The organism is Mesorhizobium oxytropidicola, assembly GCF_056174625.1.
This window is the reverse complement of record NZ_JBWBWK010000003.1, coordinates 395,015-417,938: the sequence shown is the minus strand read 5'-3', so window position 1 is coordinate 417,938 and position 22,924 is coordinate 395,015. Positions and strand designations below refer to the sequence as shown.

At 63.0% G+C, this 22,924-nt stretch carries 16 protein-coding genes and 4 pseudogenes; 13 read left to right on the top strand and 7 right to left on the bottom strand.

Annotated elements, in window-relative coordinates:
* Positions 1–64 precede the first annotated feature (64 nt).
* Positions 65–1,483 (bottom strand): tyrosine-type recombinase/integrase, encoded by a 1,419-nt coding sequence (locus AC0V8S_RS41490; RefSeq protein ID WP_475438793.1) that lies wholly within the window; start codon positions 1,481–1,483, stop codon positions 65–67.
* A 196-nt stretch (positions 1,484–1,679) separates the two neighbouring features.
* Between AC0V8S_RS41490 and AC0V8S_RS41485 the strand changes: the two are divergent.
* The 4 genes and pseudogenes from AC0V8S_RS41485 to AC0V8S_RS41470 form a co-directional block, all read left to right on the top strand.
* Positions 1,680–2,408: pseudogene (locus AC0V8S_RS41485) on the top strand (DUF932 domain-containing protein); the annotation flags it as partial.
* 285 nt (positions 2,409–2,693) lie between these two features.
* Complete coding sequence (locus tag AC0V8S_RS41480) at positions 2,694–4,844, top strand: ParB/RepB/Spo0J family partition protein (RefSeq protein WP_475439348.1); 2,151 nt, start codon at positions 2,694–2,696, stop codon at positions 4,842–4,844.
* 107 nt (positions 4,845–4,951) lie between these two features.
* Positions 4,952–5,356: a hypothetical protein gene (locus AC0V8S_RS41475; RefSeq protein ID WP_475439347.1), complete on the top strand. Its 405-nt coding sequence runs from the start codon at positions 4,952–4,954 to the stop codon at positions 5,354–5,356.
* A 159-nt stretch (positions 5,357–5,515) separates the two neighbouring features.
* Positions 5,516–6,088 (top strand): DUF1419 domain-containing protein, encoded by a 573-nt coding sequence (locus tag AC0V8S_RS41470; RefSeq protein WP_475439346.1) that lies wholly within the window; start codon positions 5,516–5,518, stop codon positions 6,086–6,088.
* Between the two features lie 128 nt (positions 6,089–6,216).
* Here the strand turns inward: AC0V8S_RS41470 and AC0V8S_RS41465 are convergent, their stop codons facing one another.
* Positions 6,217–6,675: a hypothetical protein gene (locus tag AC0V8S_RS41465; protein ID WP_475439345.1), complete on the bottom strand. Its 459-nt coding sequence runs from the start codon at positions 6,673–6,675 to the stop codon at positions 6,217–6,219.
* 229 nt (positions 6,676–6,904) lie between these two features.
* Here AC0V8S_RS41465 and AC0V8S_RS41460 point away from each other — a divergent pair, with 229 nt between their 5' ends.
* Entirely contained in the window at positions 6,905–7,588 is a 684-nt protein-coding gene (locus AC0V8S_RS41460) for a transposase (protein WP_475439344.1), read from the top strand.
* A gap of 35 nt (positions 7,589–7,623) precedes the next feature.
* On the opposite strand, the gene AC0V8S_RS41455 is transcribed toward AC0V8S_RS41460, so the two are convergent.
* Positions 7,624–8,817 carry a DUF1173 domain-containing protein gene (locus AC0V8S_RS41455; protein WP_475439343.1) on the bottom strand — a complete coding sequence of 398 codons (1,194 nt, stop codon included), beginning with the start codon at positions 8,815–8,817 and terminating at the stop codon, positions 7,624–7,626.
* Positions 8,818–9,002: 185 nt separating this feature from the next.
* Between AC0V8S_RS41455 and AC0V8S_RS41450 the strand changes: the two are divergent.
* From AC0V8S_RS41450 to AC0V8S_RS41440, 3 genes and pseudogenes are all read left to right on the top strand, one after another.
* Positions 9,003–11,752, top strand: a pseudogene (locus AC0V8S_RS41450) (strawberry notch-like NTP hydrolase domain-containing protein); the annotation flags it as partial.
* Positions 11,753–11,945: 193 nt separating this feature from the next.
* The gene (locus AC0V8S_RS41445) at positions 11,946–12,827 is read left to right on the top strand and encodes a tyrosine-type recombinase/integrase (RefSeq protein WP_475439342.1); all 882 of its coding nucleotides are present in this window, start codon (positions 11,946–11,948) and stop codon (positions 12,825–12,827) included.
* Positions 12,828–12,836: 9 nt separating this feature from the next.
* A pseudogene (locus tag AC0V8S_RS41440) lies at positions 12,837–14,034 on the top strand (IS91 family transposase).
* A gap of 502 nt (positions 14,035–14,536) precedes the next feature.
* On the opposite strand, the gene AC0V8S_RS41435 reads toward AC0V8S_RS41440, so the two are convergent.
* From AC0V8S_RS41435 to AC0V8S_RS41420, 4 genes are read right to left on the bottom strand one after another with little or no spacing between them, the layout of a single operon-like run.
* Positions 14,537–15,547 (bottom strand): tyrosine-type recombinase/integrase, encoded by a 1,011-nt coding sequence (locus AC0V8S_RS41435; RefSeq protein ID WP_475439341.1) that lies wholly within the window; start codon positions 15,545–15,547, stop codon positions 14,537–14,539.
* The gene (locus AC0V8S_RS41430) at positions 15,544–16,455 is read right to left on the bottom strand and encodes a tyrosine-type recombinase/integrase (protein WP_475439340.1); all 912 of its coding nucleotides are present in this window, start codon (positions 16,453–16,455) and stop codon (positions 15,544–15,546) included. The genes AC0V8S_RS41435 and AC0V8S_RS41430 overlap by 4 nt, the downstream gene beginning before the upstream one ends.
* Complete coding sequence (locus tag AC0V8S_RS41425; RefSeq protein ID WP_475439339.1) at positions 16,452–16,808, bottom strand: tyrosine-type recombinase/integrase; 357 nt, start codon at positions 16,806–16,808, stop codon at positions 16,452–16,454. Before AC0V8S_RS41425 ends, AC0V8S_RS41430 begins: the two co-directional genes overlap by 4 nt.
* Before the next feature lie 54 nt (positions 16,809–16,862).
* Entirely contained in the window at positions 16,863–17,987 is a 1,125-nt protein-coding gene (locus AC0V8S_RS41420; RefSeq protein ID WP_475439338.1) for a tyrosine-type recombinase/integrase, read from the bottom strand.
* Positions 17,988–18,103: 116 nt separating this feature from the next.
* Here AC0V8S_RS41420 and AC0V8S_RS41415 point away from each other — a divergent pair.
* The 5 genes and pseudogenes from AC0V8S_RS41415 to AC0V8S_RS41395 form a co-directional block, all read left to right on the top strand.
* Positions 18,104–19,927 (top strand): annotated as a pseudogene (locus AC0V8S_RS41415) (strawberry notch C-terminal domain-containing protein); the annotation flags it as partial.
* Positions 19,928–19,940: 13 nt separating this feature from the next.
* The gene (locus AC0V8S_RS41410; protein ID WP_475439337.1) at positions 19,941–20,996 is read left to right on the top strand and encodes a DUF7146 domain-containing protein; all 1,056 of its coding nucleotides are present in this window, start codon (positions 19,941–19,943) and stop codon (positions 20,994–20,996) included.
* Positions 20,997–21,243: 247 nt separating this feature from the next.
* On the top strand, positions 21,244–22,185 hold the full coding sequence (locus tag AC0V8S_RS41405; protein ID WP_475439336.1) for a DUF2493 domain-containing protein: 942 nt from the start codon (positions 21,244–21,246) through the stop codon (positions 22,183–22,185).
* Positions 22,186–22,248: 63 nt separating this feature from the next.
* On the top strand, positions 22,249–22,509 hold the full coding sequence (locus tag AC0V8S_RS41400; protein WP_475439335.1) for a type II toxin-antitoxin system prevent-host-death family antitoxin: 261 nt from the start codon (positions 22,249–22,251) through the stop codon (positions 22,507–22,509).
* Entirely contained in the window at positions 22,499–22,918 is a 420-nt protein-coding gene (locus tag AC0V8S_RS41395) for a hypothetical protein (RefSeq protein ID WP_263791391.1), read from the top strand. The genes AC0V8S_RS41400 and AC0V8S_RS41395 overlap by 11 nt, the downstream gene beginning before the upstream one ends.
* Positions 22,919–22,924 lie beyond the last annotated feature (6 nt).

Genomic DNA, 22,924 nt, shown 5'->3' with positions numbered 1-22,924 from the left:
GCTGCGGCGGCGTTCTCATTCGGGGGAGCCGATCCGGGCGGGAACCTTGCCCGTCTTCCCCGGCTCATGGCGCCGGCTCCACGGCGGCAACATCCAGGCCAAGATTGCCCACCGCCGCGTCGACGATCTCCTGGCTGTCCGCAAGATGATCAAGATAGATATAGGTGCTTTCGATCCTGCTGTGCCCCATCAATCTCTGGAGCTTCAGCAGTGGATCGCCGATCATCCGGCGATAGGCGGAGCCGAGATGTCGTGATCGCTCGCTGACAACCCAGCCAACCTGCTCGCGCAGAAGCAGCGTCAGCATATGGACGGCAAAGCTGTGGCGAAGCGTGTGAGGGGTCACGTGCATGTCCGCGAAGCCGAAGCGACGGCATCTCTCACTGGCGCGTCCGAACACGGCTTCCCATGATGCCATCGGCATTGGCTCTCCGTCTTCCGTCAGCCAGAGCGCCAGCGGCACACCCTTCGCGGCATCGACGAGGCGCCGCCGCTCCGCAGGCGTCAACTGATCGACGCTTACCCTCACCGCGCGGTCGCCATCGTTCAGGCGAAGAGCCCGATGCTCGTATCCGGCCACTGGAATCGGGCTGTGCGTCCGGCGGATGCGACCGCTCCGCCGCGCGCGCCCGAGAGCGTTCTCCCGCTCGATCCGGGCGTAGTCCTGCAATTGCCCAATCAGTCGGATCGGCATGAGGAAGTCCCGGCCGCGCGAACCCTTCGCGGTCGCGGCGGCCAGTCGGGAGGCGAGAGATCGGGCCGTGGAATCAGGTCGCGTGTCCACTTCCGGCAGTTCGCTCAGCAGCAGGCTCGATGCTTCCTGCAGCCGCAAGCCGGTCGTGATCAGCAGTTCCGCGAACAGCGCATTACGCGCTCCGTTGCGGCCTCGCCATGTTGGGTCTTCCCGCCCATCGGGAAGCCTGCCGCGTAGCCCGACATCGCGGAACACCAGATAGCGCGGCAGGTCGAGGAAGCGCATGTCGCCATTGCGAGCTCCGCTCTCCTTGGCGCAGTTCACTGCCACGGCCATGACCGCACCCGACGTTGACGCGCGCGACCAGAGCTGCCGATAGGTGAACGGAGCGGCGGCAATGACCTTCTCTTCGGCAGCCCAATGATAAAGCTTGTCGAGCGCCGCGATCATCCGGTTCCAGGAAGAAGCGGATATGCGGAACGGAGGCTCGGACAGACGCCGGGCTTGGTGGAATGCGGCGATGTCATCGCGGTCGGCCGACCAGAGAGATTTGCCGCCCCGGCGCTCTTCGAGGAAGCGCATCCAGACTACGATATCCCGCGCATAGGCACGCAGACTGTTCAACGAACGCACACCCATGGTCGGGCACGATCGGAGGAAGCGGTTGAGGTGATGATCGTAGGTTCCGTCTCTTCCGAGAATAAACGGCATGCCTTCGACGAGGCCGATGCTATCCGCGGCAGTTATCTCGTCAGGGGCTAGCTCCTGTGTCACGCCCTCGACCGTCACGGACCGGCGCAGGGCGGAAGATCGGTGAAGAACAACTGCGGCAATGGACCTCCAGAGGGCACCGAAGTTTTTGCCGGGGCGGGCTCGAGTCCGCCCCGGCAAAAACTTCGCACCCGCATCACTCGACGATCTGCGTCTTTGGATGTCGACGATAGCCGCCAACTCTGACGCCTGTGAGACAGGTACGCAGAGTCTGGATAACGGCAGAATATTTGACTCAGAGCTGGTGGACTCCGTGCAAAAGATCGCCGGCAACGGTACCGGCGACACGCGCTGGAAAGTGCCCGGCGTGCTCGACTGGCAAACGGGAATCTACAATCCGCACGTCGACATCTCCAGCGACACCACGACGCTCTACGCGTCTGATCGCGATATCTTCGTGTTCCTCGTCGACGATCTGAACCCGATCGAAGCCGGGCGGCTGCCGAGTGGGGAACCGGATCTCTATTTCCGCGGCTTCTACTGCTGGAATTCCGAAGTCGGAGCCCGCACCCTCGGAATCGCCAGCTTCTATCTGCGCGCGGTTTGTCAGAATCGCAATCTGTGGGGCGTAGAAGATTTCGAGGAAATCACCATCCGCCATTCGAGATACGCGGCCTCCCGGTTCGCCCTTGAAGCCGAGCCGGCCCTGATCCAGTTTGCCGATTCCTCGCCCATGCCTTTCGTCAACGGCATCAAGACGGCGCGGCAACGGATCGTAGCCAGAGACGACGACGATCGCCAGAGCTTCCTGCGCAAGCGCGGCTTCTCCAAGTCCGAGACCACGAAGATCATCGATACTGTTCTCATGGAGGAAGGCAGACCGCCAGAATCTATTTTCGATTTCGTGCAGGGCATCACGCGGATCGCGCGCGACAAGCCGCATCAGGATGTCCGCCTGGAAATGGAGGGCAAGGCCAAGAAGCTTCTCGATTTCGCCGCCTGATCCTGCGGAGGCCGGCAGCGAAAACTTTCGTTGCCGGCGTCGCGTCCGGGCCGTCCCCATCAATCCCAGCGCGGTCCTCCTAAGCAAGAGGACGGCGCTTTTTTCGTGGGAGAATCTTGTGACTCCAACATGCTGGAGGCCCCTCCGGCGGTTCGGTCGCGTCGAGATCCGCGAGCCGGGGACGGGTCGGCGTGAGGCCTGGAGGCAGAGGGGGGAGGGGAGGGTTCTGACGGGCTTGGAGGTTCGGGGAGAGGCCCCGGGCCGCCCGTCATGGAGAACCTGACCATGGCAAAGAACGCCATTCAGAAGATCGCGATGAACGCCGCGGAGAACATTCCCTATGACAAGCTGATGCTGTCGCAGAAGAATGTTCGGCGCATCAAGGACGGCGTGTCGATCGAGCAGCTGGCCGAAGACATCGGACGGCGAAAGCTGATCCAGAGCCTGAACGTCCGTCCCGTGCTCGACGGCGAGGGCGAGGAGTCCGGCACGTACGAGGTGCCCGCCGGCGGCCGCCGTTACCTGGCGCTCGGCATCCTCATCAAGCAAAAGCGCCTGGCCAAGGATGAGCCAATCCCCTGCATCGTCAACCGCGGGCAGGAAACCTCGGCCGAGGAGGATTCGCTTGCCGAAAACCTGCGGCGCGCCGACCTGCACCCGCTCGACCAGTTTCGGGCCTTCAAGACACTCAGCGACCAGGGCCTCGATCCGGACGAGATCGGTGCCCGCTTCTTCGTATCGCCGGCGACAGTGAAGCAGCGCCTGCGGCTGGCATCGGTGTCGCCGAAGCTGCTCGACCTCTACGAGAAGGACGAAATCCGGCTCGAACAGATCATGGCGTTTTCGATCTCGGACGATCACGCGCGCCAGGAACAGGTCTGGGAGCGGATTTCCAGCGCGCACACTCAGGAACCCTATTACATCAGGCGCCTGCTGACCGAGACCACCGTTCGCGCCGACGATCGCCGGGCCGTCTATGTCGGCGCCCAAGCCTATGAAGCGGCTGGAGGGGTCATCCTTCGCGACCTGTTCGAGCAGGATTCCGGCGGCTGGTTCCAGGATGCCGCACCCCTCGAGCAGCTTGTCTTCGACAGGCTGAAGGTGGATGCCGAGGCGATCCGCGCTGAAGGCTGGAAATGGGTGGAGGCGGCGATCAGCTTTCCCTATGGCCACACCTCCGGAATGCGGCGCATCTACGCCGAGGCGCAGGAACTCAGCGCCGAGGAGATCGAACGCTACGACGCGCTGAAGGCCGAATACGACAAGCTGGATGCGGACTATGCCAAGGCAGAGGAGACCGACGAAGCAATCGAGGCGAAGCTCGACCAGCTGGGTGCCGAGCTCGATGCGATCGATGATCGTCCTCAAAGCTACGATCCCGCCCAGAAGACCATTGCCGGGGTGTTCGTTACGCTTGCCGCGAACGGTAAGCTCCAGGTCGACGCCGGTTTCGTTCGGTCCGAGGACGAGCCGCGGCCCGAAACCAGCGACGTCGATGAGGGCGAGGAAGGGAGCACCGAGGGCCAAACCCGATCCAATGGCGACGACGACGGCGATGGCGTTGTCGTCAACGGCCAGCCGGTGAACGACGCCTCTGGCGACGACGGCGAGGACGATGGCCTCAAGCCCCTCCCTGATCGGCTCGTCTTCGACCTGACGGCGCAGCGCACGCTGGCGCTACGCAACGCGCTCGCCGGCGACGTCAATATCGCCATCATCGCCGCACTCCATGCCTTCGTCCTGCAGGTCTTCTATCGCTTCGCGCCGAACACGTGCCTAGAGATCAGCATGAAGAGCGGCAGCTTCAGCCAGGTTGACGGTCTTGCCGAGACCTCCTGGGCCAAGGAGATCGCCGAGCGGCACGAAGCCTGGGACCGCGATTTGCCCGATGAGGCGGAAGGCCTGTGGGACTTCCTTCTCGGCCTCGATGAAGCAAGCCGCAAGGCGCTTTTCGCGCACTGCGTCTCGCTGACCCTCAATGCGGTGGTCGAACCCTGGAACAGGCGAGCGAAGGCGCTCGAGCATGTAGACGTGCTTGGCCGCTCGCTCCAGTTCGACATGGTCGACGCCGGCTGGACGCCCACGGTCGAGTTCCTCGGGAGGCTCACCAAGGCGCGGATTCTACAGGCTGTCCGTGAAGCGCGTGGCGCAGACTCCGCGCAGCTGATCGACCACATGAAGAAGGACATCATGGCCCGTGAAGCTGCCCGTCTTCTCGAAGGCTCGAACTGGCTGCCAGAGCCGCTGCGCGTTGAGGTCGATGAAGTGTCTGCCGATGCTGGTGACGCGGCCCCCGGCGAGATGTCGGACGAGGCGGCTCTCGACGGCGATGCCGCCGAGCTGCCGGCCTTCCTCGCCGACGATGCGGATCCGTCCTCCGATGAGCCGGTGACCATCGACGGCGACGAAACGGACCACCTCCAGGCCGCCGAATAACCGGCCTCACGCTCGCACCGGGCCCGGCACTCCCGCCGGACCTCATTTCAGTTCCAACTCACTCTCGAGCCCGGGATCGCCATCGCGACCCCGGGCGCTTGCGTTTCATGGAGATCGACATGTTCGACTGGAACAGAAGCTGCTCCTACGACGAGCAGCAGAAGAAACGTTTCCACACCACAGCCCGTTCACGGCTGAAGAAACTCGCCGCGGAACTTGCGCTGCCGCAGGGAAGCTTCGACCTGCGCTCCAACAGGGCGGGCATCGCCGTTTGCGGTGAAATTACCCTGCACCATGACCACGCCTACATCCAGGTCGGCCATTTCGGTTCGTCCTCAGGTCACGGTATCCTGATCCGCACCTGCAAAGGCCGTAAGGACTATACCGGCGGGGCCAACCACTTCGTTGCACTCGGCATGCTTGACGATATCCCGGCGCTCGCCGCCGCCGTCCGTGCCATAACCGGGGTTGGTCGAGACGCTTCGCGTTCCTCCGAACGATGCGCCGCCTGAACCCCTGCAAACCCCATCATCGCCGATGCACGCGCCGGCCGCAGGCTCGGCCCGTCGCCAGCCACAACACACCAAGCAGTTGCCAATGCGCGGTGATGCCGCGCGTGGCCGACCTGCCTTCAGGAGAACCTTATGACCGCACATCGACCCTTCAGGAAGGTGCTCGACGGCGTCGCCACCCGCGAGCAGATGTTCCAACTGTTCAGCCGTCACAAAGACACTCCCGGCATCGATCCGCTTTCCGGCACTCCCTATTCGGCCGAGTGGTTCGAGATCAACGCGTCAGAATATCACTTCATGCTCGATCTGCTGCCGCCGCTCTTCATGCGCACCGGCATGTTCGGAATGTCTGAGTATAAGGCCGGCAACGTCACCAGCGTATTCTTCGCGATCCGGATCAGGGGCCGCGAGCGCTGGTTTCATGGCTTCTGCGATCTCACGGATCGGCAGTCGCCAGACAAGATGCGCGCCGCCATCATCGCCCACGAGACCGGCGCGAGCGACAGCATGACCCGCGCGGAAAAGCTCGAGGCGATCTGGAACATAATCCCTGTCGAACTCAGGGGGACCGCCCGCAACGCAGACCCCGAGACCGGGTGGGCCGAACATCAAGGCAAACGCACGATTCTCGTTAACGCCGGAAGGCATGATGCTGCCTTCAAGCTGCTTGATGATCTGTCGGATCTCGAGATCGACGAGTTCCTGTCCAAAATGCGATTGCGTCGGAGCTGACGAAGGAAGGCGACGATGGGCGTCTGTAAGAACCGCGCTTCGGCGGCAAAGCGTCTCCATCACGGAGACATGCGAGACCGTATGGCCAACTGCAACGAGGATACAAGCATCCGGCCTTCGGCAAAACTTCAGTGCCTGCCACGCGGGAAGTACCCGGCATTGCGTAAAGCGCCGATGAACAGGCTGGCCGGGCCGGCGATACTCGTCCTGGCCTGCGTTGCGAGCGGCAGCGTGTTCCAGTCCTCCAACGGAGCGATAAAGCTGGAGAAAGTACCATTGACCATGCAATGGCTGGTCAACAAGCCTTGCTTATCAAGCACCAGAACGCCTGTCTGATTGCTTGGATACCGGATAGCGGCGACGCGCTGAAGTTCCATGTCGCCATCGATGCGCAAATTGAAAAGCAGCACGCCCTGGCTTCTGTGGGCGACTTCCGCGACTTTTTCCGCGAAAGGAACAGAAAGCGCACGAACGCTGTCGACCGCCATCCCGAAAACAAGCGCGTCCAGCTCATCCGCCGCCATGAGAAGATTAGTTCCCAAGAATACAAGGATTGCAATCGCTCCAGCCGGATTGTGCACAGTCATCGCACTCCGCCGGCTAGACGCCTGAGCATCGCGTGTATGAGGCAGCTCTCTCTCGGTAGGCATGTTTGCCCCCGTTGATTGAGCCGATTGCCCTAGGCCCATGACACACCGCTTGCTCGTTGCGGGGCTTCTCCGATAAAGCACGGCGAAAGCGATATGATACGTCGGGTACTCGCTAACACGAACTGCGACTTGGCTTGCAAGTCATGCTCATATCAAGGAACAGACTATGAAGCGCCAGATCCGGCCATTCATCGTGGAAATGAAACAGAAGCGCGGCCTGCAAAAGCCAAGCCATTCGATCTGGGGCGATCTTGACCTGTCCAAAATTGCCACTGAGATGACGCAACCGGCTCATACTGCTCCGCTCCCAAATTGCCAGGTCACTGACTTCAGTATAAGACCCCTTGATGCTGAAGAAGGGGAAACACCACAAGCGGAGTATATGATGGCCGATTTTCAGGACGCTCAGACTGTTCAGACGACAGTAGCGCCAGCCAAAGTGGAAGTGCCTGAATCCAAGAAGAAAGTTCCGCGAGCAAAGAAAGCGAAGGCAGAGCTCGTAAAGCCGGTCCGCAAGAACGGAGCGAAACCTGCGCCCCAGGCCTCGGAACCTCCCGTGGTAGCTAAGACCGCCCGCAAGACATATTCCGAGAATGAACGCACCCAGAAGCTTGCCCAGATCGAGAAATCGATCGCTGCCGGCGCGACCAGCAAGATTGCGGTCGGCCAGGCCGGCATATCGGAGCAGACCTACTATTATTGGAAGAGGGCTGTGGCGCCCGCTTCGGACAGCGGCGATCTCCGTGATCTTGTCGCGCTCGAAGAAGAAAACAAGCGCCTCAAGAACCTGCTTGCCGACCGTCTGCGCAAGGAAAATGCCGAGCTCAAGAAGAAGCTGGGCCTTGCGTAAGACATACTGAGCCACGTTGGAAATTCCGCCGACGCTCAGAGCGGCAGCGGCGGCATGTCGCCTTCGCCGACCCGCCACACCCAGGAGCCGATCTCCGGTCGCGCGGCGATCATTTCATCGAGCGACGCTTCGTAGTTCTCGCCCGCTCCCTCCGGAACGACAAAGAGCGCTATCGGCTCGTCCCTGTTCTGAAGCAACGCATTGGCGATCGGCTGGTCGGGTTGCAGGTCAAAGCGCAATCCCTTCACGCTCTTCTCGCGAAGGCGGGCGAGCCCATCGACGAGCCTTTTCTCTGGGACCGTCTCGTAAGGAATCCAGTTCTCGGAGACCACCATCAAGGCAATCTCCTCGACAATGGCGAGGCCGGCCAGGTTCAGTCCGAAGGTCGCGATCACCATCAGATGTGAGTTCGAATCCGCTGCCCACAGCGACAACTCTCTGTCGAAACGTGCCTGCAAACGGCGGTGCAATGCATCGTCGATGATGAAGGGAAAGCCGGGCAGGTGCCTGATGACAAGTTTCTGACCGGAACGAGCAGGAACAATCTCTTTCACCTCGCCGACCAGGACGAGCAATTTTCGGGGGCCGGATTTCGGCGGGAGCGCAGGTGTAAGAACCGCGTTGCGACGCTGCTCGATCGCTTGCTTGTTCTCGGCGCGAAATGGCTCGGGCACGAACAGGATATCCGCGAGCGGTCCTCCCCTCACTGTCATTTGCCCGGCAGCCTCGAGCAGATGCCAGCGGACATTCCACCAATGTCGCTTGCCAGCCCACCTCGATGTCCAGACAGTCAATTCAGCCTCGTGCCAGAGATAATGAAGCAGGCCACGCAGCGACATCCGCCTAGGATCGGCCGTTACGCTGGCGGAACTTTGCTCGGCAGGCACGGACGGCGCCCGGCTCCCCGTCTTCGACAGGCTGAAGTCTAACTTGAGGGCCGCCATCCCGCTTTGCGGATCGAGTTGTACCGCGCTCCCCATCAAGGCGCCCAGGCCGGACAGTTCGTAAGGCGATTCATATGAATCGCAGGACGGATCATGCCCGCCGCCGCTCAGCGGCATGCGCTTGATCAGATGAAGGTCACCGATGCGGGCGATGTACATCTGGCAGCCCGGCTCGCTGCACAGGCACAGCGGGCGCTCGCTGCGGGCATAGGCGTTCGCCAGCGCCGACTGCAGGTCGGGCGCTCCCTCCTCATAGACCGCACTGCCAATTTTGAACCGTCGCATCCCCTCCACAGCTCCAGGTCGCCGCCGCATCCCTGTCCGGGCATTCAAGTCTGGCTTTGCGCGGAGCGCAACCCGTTTGTTGCATCAGCGCCAGAGGGAGAGGGGAGCCGTGAAGATTGGGGCCCGGCTGGCGCGGAGAGAGTGCCGGCCCGGGCGCCACTCCCCCTCTCGCGAAGGACATCTCCATGAACATCGTTTCGACCACCTCGACCATTGCCCGCACGGCTGCTTCCCTCGCCGCACCGGCACAAGACGCCATCGACACCGCCCAGGCGATCTATCAGGCGGCAATGCGGCTTCTGCCGTTTCTCGAACAGGGCAAGCCTATCACCACCGCCGCACTGCGCATTGCCATGACGGCCAGTTTTGACGGCAGCGATGCGCAAGGGTTCTGGGTCTGGAAGGACGCTTATGAGGCGCTCGAAGTCGCGCAGGTACTGTTTCTGCGCCGGTTCGGTCCGGCGATCCTGTCGCGGTCGAGCACGCCTCAGGCAATGCTGGCGATGATGAAGCGCATCGCGAAAATTCTTCCCACCCACACGCGGCGCTCCGACGAGAGCCAGGCCATGCAGCAGCTCTCCACGCCCTTGCCGCTGGCTTTCGTCACGGCGCACGCCGCGGCGATCGCATCTTGCGACCTCGTTCTCGAACCCTCCGCCGGCACCGGTCTGCTCGCCATCCACGCCGAGATGACGCGCGCCTCGATCGCGCTTAACGAGCTTGCCGCGACGCGGGCCGATCTCCTCGGCTTGCTGTTTCCACGGTTCTACGTCTCGCGGCACGACGCCGCCCATATCGACGATCATCTCGACGCGGCTATGAAGCCGTCTGTCGTGCTGATGAATCCACCCTTCAGCGTCGGCGCTTATATCGACGGCCATGTCGCCGATGCCGCATGGCGGCATCTCTCTTCCGCATTCGCACGCCTGCGCGCCGGCGGGCGCCTGGTCGCCATCACCGGCACCGGGCTGTCTCCCGAAAACCCCAAATGGCGGCCCGGCTTCGAACGGCTGCAGCAGCAGGGCACCGTCATCTTCACCGCGGCGATCGACGGCCGGGTCTACGCCCGCCATGGCACTACCGCCGAGACCCGTCTGACAGTTATCGACAAGGTACCGGCCGCCGACCCGAAAAGCTTCGTCCGGTCACCCGGCAAGGCCAAGGATGTCGAAACGTTGCTCTCCTGGATCACGGATCTCCCGCCCCGGACACTGGGCGGCTTTCCGGATTCAATCGGCGCGTTGTCCAGCGGCATCCTGTGCAATGCCGCCATGCACATGGGCGCCCGATCGGGGACAAGAGCCGCACCCCTAACAGTCTCAACTTCTGCTCCGAAGGCCATCCAATCGGTCCGTACGAATGCGCGGGCGAACCCCGCCCGCCAGGTCAAGGCAAACAGCACGCCGGCGGTCCCCTCGCCTATGAGCTACGCGACTGGACGCCGGAAGAGGGCGGCCGGCTCACCGACACGATCTACGAACCCTACGCGCTCCAGTCGATCGACATTCCCCGCGCCAAGCCGCATCCGACGCCGCTCGTGCAGTCGGCCGCCATGGCCGCCGTCGCGCCACCAAAACCTTCCTATCGGCCGCTTCTTCCTGATGCGATCATCGACGAAGGCCTGCTGTCGGACGCCCAGCTCGAAAGCGTCGTCTATGCCGGCGAAGCCCATTGCGGCCATCTCGCCGGCACCTGGACGGTTGACGAGACCTGCGATGTCGTCTCGGCCGCACCAGAAGGGGCTGCGAACGCTGTCCGCTTCCGCCGTGGATGGTTTTTGGGTGACGGAACCGGCTGCGGCAAGGGACGGCAGGTCGCCGGCATCATCCTCGACAACTGGCTGCAGGGGCGACGCCGCGCGATCTGGATTTCCAAGTCGGACAAGCTACTGGAAGATGCCCAGCGCGATTGGGCGGCACTTGGTCAGGAAAGACTTCTCGTCCAGCCGCTGTCGCGCTATCGGCAGGGCACGCCGATCCGCCTTGCCGAGGGCATCCTGTTCACAACCTACGCGACGCTCCGCTCGCAGGAACGGGAAGGCAAGAAATCCCGGATTGCCCAGATCCTCGACTGGGTGGGCCAAGAGGCGGGGAGGGCCGAAGACCCGACCGGGAACGCAGAAAAGTCGGCGGGGAGGGCCGAAAGCCCGACGAGGATTGGTGCAAACCCGTCGGCGGGGAACAATTCGTTCGATGGCGTCATCGTCTTCGACGAGGCTCACGCCATGGCCAACGCCGCTGGGGGCAAAAGCGAGCGCGGCGACGTCGCCCCGTCGCAGCAAGGAAGGGCAGGCCTGCGACTCCAGCATGCACTGCCTGACGCCCGCGTCGTCTATGTCTCGGCCACTGGCGCGACCGCGGTCGAGAACCTCGCCTATGCGCAGCGTCTCGGCATCTGGGGCAGCGAGGATTTTCCCTTCGCCAACCGCGCCGAGTTCGTCGCCGCAATAGAGGATGGCGGTGTCGCAGCAATGGAAGTGCTCGCCCGCGATCTCAAATCGCTCGGCCTCTATGCGGCGCGTTCGCTCTCCTATGACGGTGTCGAATACGACCTGCTCGAGCATGCGCTGACCGAGGAACAGATCCGCATCTACAATGCCTATGCCGATGCGTTCCAGGTCATTCACAACAACCTGACCGCCGCACTCGAGGCGACCAACATCACCAGCGAGGCCGGCACGCTGAACCGCGACGCAAAATCGGCGGCGCGCTCGGCCTTCGAGAGCACCAAGCAACGCTTCTTCAGCCATCTCATCACCTCGATGATGACGCCGACCCTGATCGGCGCGATCGAAAAGGACCGGGTCCAAGGTCATTCGGCGGTCGTGCAGATCGTCTCGACCGGCGAGGCGCTGATGGAACGACGCCTTGCCGAAATCCCGACCGAGGAATGGTCGGACCTGCATGTCGACGTCACGCCGCGCGAGTATGTGTTATCCCGAGTTCGGGATAAGACATATAGGACTAACCCGCTCCGCGATCGCGGAGCGGCAAGGAAGGTGTGGGCCGCCGGCGTGGTGTTGATCGCGTCGTCTGTCGCGCTGGTCATGAGTCCACAAGAAGCTCTCGCTTTGTCAGCATGGAGTGGCTGCTTGCAGCCCATTCCATCAGACAAAGGAGGAGTTTGTCATGACCCAACTTCGCCAGCGCATGAGCGAGGACATGCAGGTGCGCAACTTCGCGCTCAACACCCAGCTGTCGTATCTGCAACAGGTGTCGCTGTTCGCTCGCCACTTCGGTAAGTCGCCGGACTTGCTCGGGCGAGAAGATATTCGGACCTATCAGGTCTATCTGGTCAACGAGAAGAAGCTGTCGCCCGGCTCGATCCACACCGCCATTGCGGCGCTGCGCTTTCTCTACACTGTGACGCTCGATCGGGACTGGGCGCCTGAAGAGGTCCTGCCGCTACCCAAGAAGCCGCAGAAGCTGCCGATCGTCCTCAGTCCAGAGGAAGTTCAGCGGTTCCTCGGTTGCGTCCTCAGTGTAAAACATCACGCCATCCTGACCACGTGCTACGCGGCCGGCTTGCGTATTTCGGAAGCGGTGCAGCTGAAGCCCACGAACATCGACAGCCAGAGAATGGTCATCCGCATCGAGCAGGGCAAAGGTCAGAAGGACCGCTATGTGATGCTGTCGCCCAAGCTGCTGGAGATTCTGCGCGATTACTGGAAGATGCGGCGACCGAAGGAATGGCTCTTCCCCGGCGATCGTGCCGACCAGCCGATCACCAGGAGTGCGGTGGGACAAGCCTGCGCGAAAGCGCAGGACCTCTCCGGATTGTCCAAACCGGTCACGCCACACAGTTTGAGACACGCCTTCGCCGTCCATCTGCTGGAGGCCGGTGCCGACGTGCGCACCATTCAACTGCTGCTCGGTCACAGGAGCCTTGCGACCACCGCCCATTACCTGCGGATCGCCACCAACAAAGTCTGCGCCACATCGAGTCCCTTCGAGCTCTTGCCGCGTCCGGCGCCCACCGTGCCGCCGCCCGCCACGCCGCAATATTTCTGAGCGGCGGCAATGGCCCGCTCGGGGCCGGAAGTGGCGGATATCTTCCGCTGCTACGGCGAAGCCTATCGCGCACAGCATGATGCGTCGCTGTCGACGGCCCAGCGCCGCGTCATGACGGCGATCGAATTGTGCCGGACCGCCGCACTCGGTGGGCACGTCGAAGCATGCGATCAATGCGGCCACCGGCGCATCGCGTTCAACAGCTGCCGCGACAGGCATTGCCCTCGCTGCCAATCGCTGGCCCGCGCACAATGGCTGGAGGATCGTCGCGCCGAGCTTCTCGACACCCAATACTTTCACGTCGTCTTCACGCTGCCGGAGCCCATTGCCGCCATTGCCTATCAGAACAAGGCACTCGTCTACGGCCTGCTCTTCCGCGCCACCGCCGAGACCCTGCGCATCATCGCCGCCGATCCCAAGCACCTGGGCGCCGAGATCGGCTTCTTCGCCGTGTTGCACACCTGGGGCCAAACCTGCTCCATCATCCGCATCTGCATTGCGTCGTCCCAGGCGGCGGCCTTTCTGCCGACGGCGATCGATGGGTCGCATGCAAGCCCGGCTTTTTCCTGCCGGTCCGCGTGCTCTCACGCCTGTTTCGACGATTGTTTCTGGAGCACCTGGAGAAAGCCTTCGACGCCGGCCTGTTGAAGTTCTTCTCTGACTTGCAGGCGTTGAGCGAGCGCGATGCCTTCCGGGGCTATCTGGCGCCGCTACGAAAGGCCGAGTGGGTCATCTATGCCAAGCCGCCATTCGCCGGATCCGAACAGGTCCTCGACTACGTCGGCCGCTATACCCACCGCGTCGCCATTTCCAACAATCGCCTCGTCGCCATCGAGGACGGCAAAGTCGCCTTCCGCTGGAAGGACTATCGGCACGGCAGTCGGCAGAAGGTCATGACCGTCGCGTCTGACGAGTTCATTCGCCGCTTCCTGCTACACGTCCTGCCCGAGGGCTTTCATCGCATCCGCTACTACGGCTTCCTCGGCAATCGCTATCGCGCGCAAAAGCTCGTCCGCTGCCGTGACCTGCTCGGCATGCCGGTTCCCGAGCCGTCGGACAGCCGATCCGCAAAGGACTATCGCGACCGCTACGAGGCCCTCACCGGGCATTCCCTCAGGCAATGCCCGGGTGCCATCGCGGGCAGATGATCATCATCGAAACATTCGACGGCGTCACCGGACGCCCGCCATACCAGGACACATCATGAAGCAGGGGCGTCGCCTTCCTTGTCATCAGCATAGCGCCGGCCCGCTCGGAAGCCAAACTGAGCCGGTCCCGCAAAAGTGTGCGCCGTCATCACCGGCAACCTCTCCCAGGCAGGGCGCGGCGCCGATCTCACATGCCGGAACCGATATCCGTGCCGCTTTCGGCGCATCCGACACCTGCAATCGCCCGGCCGCGTGGCACACACGGTCTCCTTTCATCGGTGGCGCTTCATTGAACGCCCATAGCGGACCACCGGTGCCGGCGGCTTAGTCCAACACGTTTTTAGCTAACCGTCGCGATCCACCGCAGTGCGCTCCTGCCACCCGCCTTTCAGTCGCGACGCCAAGCTAAAAACGCTCTGCAATATGCCGCGTCCACGTTATGCAGAGCACGGCGGGTCAACTCTTTGATCTGCTTTTTCATTTCCTGATCTCCACTTGGCATAATCATAGGTGCCGGGCGGAGGCCGCCCGGCACTGTTTTCGATGATGGCTGTTCCAGATTTACTGGTGCCGTGGGTTGGTTGCGGCCGCGAGAGCGGCCATCAGCTTGTCCGACGGCTCTCGGAACCGGCCAGCCCTGATCAGCGGGGGATGGTGCGCGTCAAGAAGCGCAAGCTTCTCGCTGGGGTCGGCGCGCAAATACATCTCGGTGGTCTGGATGCTGGCATGACCGAGCCAGAGCGCCACCTTACGGACGTCTCCGGTTGCCTGGAGCGTGTGCATGGCACAGCTATGCCGAAGCACGTGCGGCGTGACGCTTTTGCCGGCAATCGACGGCACCGTCTTGCCGGCTTTGGCAACGTGCAAGCTGAGCCTGTAGGCGAATCCATCGCGGCTCATGCGTTTGCCGTCCCGGCTCAGGAACAGTTCTGGTCCGTGACCATCTGGCCGAACGGCCAGCCATGCACGCAATGCGGCCTGAGTTTCTTTCCAGAGCGGCAGGATACGTTCTCGTCGTCCCTTGCCGAGGACGCGAACGCTGGAAAGCGACCTGTCGGGGAAGTCTTCCATCCGCATCGCCAACAGTTCGGATGCCCGCAAACCCGCGGCATAGGCGAGATGGAGCATCGCGCGGTCACGCAGGCCGCCGCGCGTGCGGATATCGGGTGCCGCAAGCAGCGCTCGGATCTCTTCCCGAGTCAGATAGTCGATGAGCCGGGTGTCCGTTCGTTTGACCGGTAGCGCCCGGATCATCATAGCCTGCTCCAGACAGGCCGGTTGCCGATGTTCGACGAAGCGAAAGAACGCCTTGATCGCCGAGAGCCGTGCATTGCGAGAGCGGGCGGTATTGTCCCGCCCTTCCTCCACATGCTCCAGAAATGCTCTCACCAGTCCGACATCGAGATCCCCTATCATGAGGTCGGAGGGCTGTCGTTTGAGACGAGCGGAGGCGAAACGCAGCAAGAGCGTAAACGCATGCGCGTAGCTGGCGATTGTATGCGGGCTTGCACCACGTTCGTTCGGGAGGTGGTTCTGCAGGAACGCGGAAAGGTCAGGAGCGAGCGGAGTCATGCTGCACCTCCGACAAAAGCGCCTTCGGTTGCTGAAGCGATCGTGCGCAACAGGACAGGTGTCGCCTCGAGATACCAATAGGTGTTGGCAACCTCGGCATGGCCGAGATAGGTGCTCAGTGCAAGCATGTGTCGCTGAATAGCCTGCGGATCATTCCCACAGGCTTCCAGAGACCGCACTGCGAAGGTGTGCCGCAGATCGTGCAGCCGGGGACCCGGGCCTGTTGGCTTGCGGTACCCGAGCTGTCTAACAATCCGGACGAAGACCACATGGGCTCTGGTCTTGGTCGGGGCATGACCGTGACCGAGCACAAAGAGATCGTCGCTTGCGCCACCAAACTCACGTCGGACGGCAATGTATTGCTCAAGCGCAGTGCGGGTTGAAGCGTGCAACGGGACGAGGCGGCTTTTACCGAACTTGCCGCTGCGAACCATGAGGCCGTCATCCGTCAGATCATCGCAGCGGAGGGAAAGAGCTTCCGAGATGCGGAGCCCTGTCGAGGCAAGCAGTCCGAACAGATGATGATATGTAAGCGGGCTGATCGGAGCCAAGCCCGGCACCTTCAGGGCCTCCGCCATGATGTCTGTAATCTGATCCGGCATTAGAATGTAAGGAGCTGGCCGTCGCCGTCTGCCGCGCCCCATCAACCCTGCGGCCGGCACTTCATGCCGTGGGTCTTCACCGTGCAGAAACTCGGCAAAGGCGCGCGCGAGGCCAAAACGGATACGGGCGGCGTTCGGCGTAGCCGCTTCACGCACCCATTCCAGTATCAACTCGGCTGTTATGATGGTGGCGGCTCTTTCGCTGGCGAGTACAGCGAATTGACTCAGTGCCTGTTCCTGCGCATCGAACTTCTTGCCGAGGGCGCGATGCAACTGGATGTAGCGATCTACGTGGTGGTGCATCATGACGCTGCTCCCGGCCAGGACTGGGCAACGGCTGCCAGCATCGAGATATCCACCTTCGCGTAGATCGCGGTCGTGTCCCGAGAGGCATGCCGGAGGGCGATGCCGATCTGATCAAGGTCGGCCCCGTTGCGCAGCCAGGCGGACGCCAGTGAATGACGGAACACATGGGATCCTGTCGGCAGGTGGGAAAAACCACCGCGATTCAGGATCCGGGCGACGATGCCGGCGATCTCGGCCGAAGACCGCAGCGGAGTAAACGGCGCTTGAGTCCGCAGAAATACCCGGTCCGTCGAGACGACGGGCCGCGCATCCTCGATGTAGGCGAGAAGTGCATCACCTGCATCCTGGGGCAATGGTAGCATCGTCCCGCGACGACTTTTGCCATGCAACCGTAATCGACCGGCCCGCTAGTCGATATCGGAAAGGCGCAACTGCCACACATCCCCCGCCCGCAGCGCCATTCGCGCGAGCAGGAGGAGGATGGCGCGATCCCGGATATCAACCGGTGTCGTCGTGCCAGAGGATGCAATGATATCTTCAATCTTTGCCGCCGGGATCACGCGCGGAACGGTTGATAGCTTCCGTCGAACTGCTGGCGGCACTGCATGCAACAGAAATGGGGCGCAAAGCCCTTGGCTGACGGTAAAGCGCAGAAACGCGCGCAGCACGGTCACTGTCATTCGGATCGAAGAGCGCGATCGTTCCGGACCCTGATCCAGAACGATCGAGCGGATTGTCGCTGCATTGTAGTGCGCCGGATCCTTGCCGAGAATATCGATCCAACGTCCGGCTTCTTGCCGATAGCGCCGGATCGTCTCCTCCGTCGCCCCACGCTCGCGGCGCAGCCATTGGGCTAAACCGTCCAGTCGCGGATCGCTCTCGAGAGTATCGGGTCGCGCAGAGGGATCGATCACGCCTTGGTCACGCAGGAAATTGACGAAACGACGAGCACCGCGACGGCGATCCTTGGTTCCCGTGCCAATTACCCGTCGGCCCCGCTTGGTTCGGATACCGCACCGACAATCGTGGATAGCAAACTGTTCAATGGTGACGTCAGTGATCTCCTTTGCAGGAATACGCGCCTGCAAGATCCATTCGGCGAAATGCCGTGCCTGACTTAATCGCCCAGCATAGGCCGGCTTGCTGTAGCCGACGGCTCTAAGCCCAACGGCGAACTCTGGCAGGTATTTGTCCAGCCGTTCGACACCGGTCGGAACGGTCACGATCCCGGCATTCTCCAGATAACGGAGGAACCGGCGGACATCGGTCATGTAGACCGGGTCCCGAAGCTGTCGGGGTTTATAGAGCCCGCATCGACAGCGATGCCGCGCGAAACGATCAACCGCGGCCGCATCGAGATCCTTGTATGCGATACCGCGGGCGTCTGCCCACTTCAGGAAATGTCGCGCCGCACTGAGGGCACCAGCCGCGAGCTTGGGGTGCTGCGCTAGATAGCCCTGGACGAGCGCACGATCATCGAGAACGGCGGCGCGTGGGCAGCCGCGGGAGCGAGAGTTGGTGGGGAAAGCCATGAGGGTGTCCTTCTGCCGTTGAGAGCAGAGGCATCATGATTATGCCAAGTGGAGATCAGGAAATGAAAAAGCAGATCAAAGAGTTGACCCGCCGTGCTCTGCATAACGTGGACGCGGCATATTACGTCGGCGGGTACTTGATGCACTCCTTCCCAACCCAATTGTTCGAGGAATATTCGGACGCGGAGGGGAACGTCTATTCGCGGCCTGTCCACGACGAAGATGGCAATCCGGTTCAATGCCGCGAGGCCGTTCGCCGGCGCGACGAGATGGTCGAAAAACTCGCATCGCTGCCGCCGGTCGGCAGCGCGCTCGACCAGATCATCCACCACTTTGGCACCGACACCGTCGCCGAGGTGACCGGCCGGTCGCGCCGCATCGTGAAGAAGACCGGCCGAGACGGCATCGACCGGCTGGCCGTGGAAAACCGCCCTGGCTCGGCCAATCTCGCCGAGACCCAGAGTTTTATGGATGACGACAAGAGCGTTCTGATTTTTTCCGACGCCGGCGGCACGGGCCGCTCGTACCACGCCGATCTCGGGGTCAGGAACCAGAGGCTGCGCAAGCACTATCTGCTTGAGGCCGGCTGGCGCGCCGACAACGCCATCCAGGGTCTCGGGCGGACCCACCGCACAAATCAGAAGCAACCGCCGCTGTTCCGGCCCATGGCCGCGAACGTGAAAGCCGGCAAGCGCTTCCTGTCGACGATCGCACGACGGCTCGACACGCTAGGTGCGATCACGCGCGGCCAGCGCCAGACCGGCGGGGCAGGGTTGTTCCGCGCCGAGGACAATCTCGAAAGCCTCTACGCGCGGGCCGCACTTCGCCAATTTTACATGCTGCTGCATCAGGGCAGGATCCAAGGTTGTTCGCTCACCACCTTCGAGACGGTGACCGGGCTGTCGCTGACGACCGACGAGGGCGGGCTGCGCGACGAACTGCCGCCGATCACGACCTGGCTCAATCGCCTGCTGGCGTTGCGGATCGAAACCCAAAACCTGCTGTTCGAGGTGTTCGAGCAACTGATGACGGCGAAGGTCGAGGGCGCGATCGCTGCCGGCTCCTATGACAAAGGCCTGGAGACGATCACGGCGGAGAGTATCGTCGTCACCGATCGCCGCACCGTCTACGCGCACCCAGTCTCGGGCGCGCAGTCGCATGTGCTGACCGTCGCGCGCAAGGACCGAATTCGGCCGCTCAGCCTCGTCGACGCGCTGGCCATCGTCTGGGCCGAGCCGCAAGCGGTTCTGCTGGTGAACGCCCGTTCCAACCGTGCGGCGATCCGGCTGCCCACTGCGAGCCTGATGCTCGACGACGGAACCATCGAACACCGAGTGCGCCTGCTGCGGCCGACGGACGAACAGCGCTTCGGGCTCGACGCCCTTGCCGAGACCCACTGGCAGCCCGCCGACCGGAATCTGTTCTGCGACCTGTGGCAGGCAGAGGTCACTGCCGTCCCGGAGTTCACCACCAGCACCTTTCACATCGTGACGGGCCTGCTGTTGCCGATCTGGCGTCGGCTGCCGGATCATGATTGTCAGGTCTATCGGATCCAGACCGATGCCGGCGAGCGCATCATCGGGCGTCACATCGCGCCGACCCTTGTGGCGACCATGTTGCGCAATCTGGGTATCGATCATGTACCGGCGCTCGCCCCGCAAGATGCCTGGACCGGGCTCGTGGAAGGCAGGATCGGACTGCAACTCGCCGATGGCCTGATCCTGCGCCGCAGTCGGGTCATGAACGACCACCGTATCGAGCTGATCGGCTTTACCGACGCTTTTGTTCCCCGGCTGAAGGCGCTGGGGCTGATCTCCGAAATCATCTCATGGAAGCTCCGACTGTTCATCCCGACGAGCGAGAAAGGGCCGTCCATCCTCGCCGCGCTGCTCGACCGCCACACACTGGTCGGCGTCACCGACCGCGCGGTAGCGGCGTGAGGGGGAGACGATCATGACCGTCTCGGCCTCCGAGCTGGCACGCCGCCTTGGCGAACATGCCGAGGCGGTGTGCCGCGAATATCTCTCCAACGGCCATCGCTCCGGCAACTACTGGATGGTCGGCGATGTCCGCAACACGCGCGGCCGCTCCATGCATGTGCGGCTCAAAGCGGTGGGCGGCAAGGCAGCCGGAAAGTGGGTCGACGAGTCGTCGGGGGAACATGGCGACCTGCTTGACGTCATCGAGCTGAGCTGTGGTCTGGTCGACTTCCGCGAGATCGCGGACGAAGCACGTCGCTTCCTCTCCATGCCGCTGCCATCGCCCCAGCCTGCGCCCCAGTCCCTTGGCGCGCATCGCCAGCCTGCCGCGGCACGCGGCTCCCCCGACGCTGCGCGTCGCCTGTTCGCCATGTCGCAGCCGATCGCCGGCACGCTGGCCGAACGATACCTCGCCGGCCGCGGCATTCTGCTCTCCGTGCATGAGCGTGCGCTGCGCTTCCATCCCGGCTGCTACTACCGGGATTTCGTGACCGGCGAGACGCAGACGCTCCCTGCCCTCATTGCCGCTGTCACCAGCTTCGACGGGAAGATCACCGGCCTGCAACGCACCTGGCTTGATCCCTCGGGTCAGGGCAAGGCGCAACTCGCGGATCCACGCCGCTCACTGGGTCATCTCCTGGGCAACGCCATCTGGCTTGGCCTTAAGCCCGGTGAGCTCGCCCCGGTCATGGCCGCCGGCGAGGGGTTCGAGACGATGGCGTCGCTTAAGGTGGTGATGCCGGCGCTGCCGGTTGCCGCCGCCACTTCGGCCAATCACCTCGCCGGCCTTACCTTCCCGCCTGGCTGCCGTCGCCTCTACATCGCAGCCGATGCCGATGCCGCCGGCCGGCACGGAATCGAGCGTCTCAGCCAGCGAGCCGGCGAAGCCGGAATCCTCGCCCTGGTGTTGCGGCCGCAGCTCGGCGATTTCAACGACGACCTGCGTCATCTCGGGCCCGCCCGTCTCGCGGCATGGCTCAGCGACCAGCTCGTCCCGGAGGATGCCCGACTCTTCCTGCCGCTCGGATGAACGCGTCGGGCCGGCACGCGGGCCGGCGCGGCGTCGCCGGACAGCCTGCAGACATGGCGGCGCTCCACAAGAGAAGCCGCGCCCGCGGCCTGCCTGAGAGGCGACCCCTGCCACCCCCCGGTCACGGCCGCAACGGCTGCGCCGTCCTTCGCTCGCGCTCCGGCCTTCGGTGCGGCCGCGCCCGGGGCGCGGCCGGGATGCGCTGTCAGGCCGCGAAGGGCGCGGCCATAACCGACGGAGACACGCCATGACCTACGAGCTTCCCCTCGACGACGCCTACGAGCCCCACCACGCCTCCTCGCCGACCGACCGCGTCATCCTCGAACTGCAGATGTACGGCCATCGCGCGCATCAGGACGAACCTGATCCTCGGCCACTTCCCGACGACGAAGCGATCCGGGCCGGCCTCGCCGGGATCGTGGAAACCTTCGCCGGCATGCTTGGTGACACGAGGCTCGAACCCGATCTCGACGACCTGCTCTGGTCCTTCGCAAACGTCTTCCACCGTGCCGCCGAGCGAGTCGCCCGATCCCTCGATCGCAACGAGGACGCGCAGCGTTCGAGCCAGCAGGAGCAGGACGGCTCCGAGGTGAAGTCGGTCGAGCTCGAACGGCTCACGGCCGAGGGCATCACCTATATCGAGCGCCGCAACGTGCTCGAAATCATGCGCGATGAGGCGGCCGACCTCTACGAGGCGCAGACTGGATCGGCATGGCGACCGCGCACCGGCTCCAAGGTCAGCCACCAGGCGATGACTGCGGCGGTAATCGACTCCAGAGACTTCCTCGCCGCCCGTCGCCACGCCGAAACCGAGGTGCTCGTCCCGGCCGGCACCAAGATCGCCTTCGCCGGCGGCCTCGACTGCAACGATCACGACCGGATCTGGGACGCGCTCGACAAGGCTCGCGAGAAGCATCCCGACATGGTTCTGCTCCACGGCGGCAGCCCGCGCGGCGCTGAGCGTATCGCCGCCTGCTGGGCCGAGAACCGCAAGGTCACCCAGATCGCCTTCAAGCCGGATTGGAACCGGCACGCCAAGGCGGCTCCGTTCCGCCGCAACGACCAGCTTCTCTCCGTGGTGCCTTACGGCCTGATCGTCTTTCCCGGCTCCGGCATTACCGACAACCTTGCCGACAAGGCGCGTCGGCTAGGCATCCCCGTCTGGCGGTTCGCGGAGGACGGCGCGTGAGCGCCGTTTTCTTGCAAATCCAGAAAATCCAGATAATATGGAGAATGATCAAGGAGTCCAGCCATGCGCCAGTTCACGACGGGGGATCTCAACAAGCAGGTTGGCGACGTCACCGACGTCGCCAGCCGCGAACCCGTTATTCTCACCAAGCACCGGAAACCCCGGTTCGTGCTGATGAGTTACGAGCACTACGAGCGGATGCGCATCGGCGGCGACCCCCGCCGCGCACACCATGTCTCCGAGATGCCGGAGGAACACACGGAACTCTTCGCCGCCGAGATCGACCGATTGGCGCGCGGGGAAGGATACGATGATGAGCGGTAGATTTCTGCCCGGTCAGGTGATCTCCTATCCTTATCTTTGGGCATGGCAACATGAGCGCGGGGAAACTGAAGGCCGCAAGAGCCGACCGACCTGCGTGGTCATCGCTGTCCGCGGCGCAAGAGATGGCCTGACCCATCTCGCGCTCCTGGCGATAACCACCCAGCCACCGACCAGCGATCGGGTCGGTTTGGAAGTCTCCGCTATCGAGTGCCGCCGCGCCGGTCTGGCCGATCTCAAACGCTGCTGGATCGTGGTTGACGAATACAACTACGATATTGCCGAACGCTCCTGGTACATCGAATCCGACGGTAAGCCCCTCGGTCGTTTCAGCAAGGCATTCATGATGAAGATCGCAGGCGCCTTTATCGAAGCGCGCAGCGAGGGCCGCCGCGTCAGCCGTCTGGATTGACGTTCT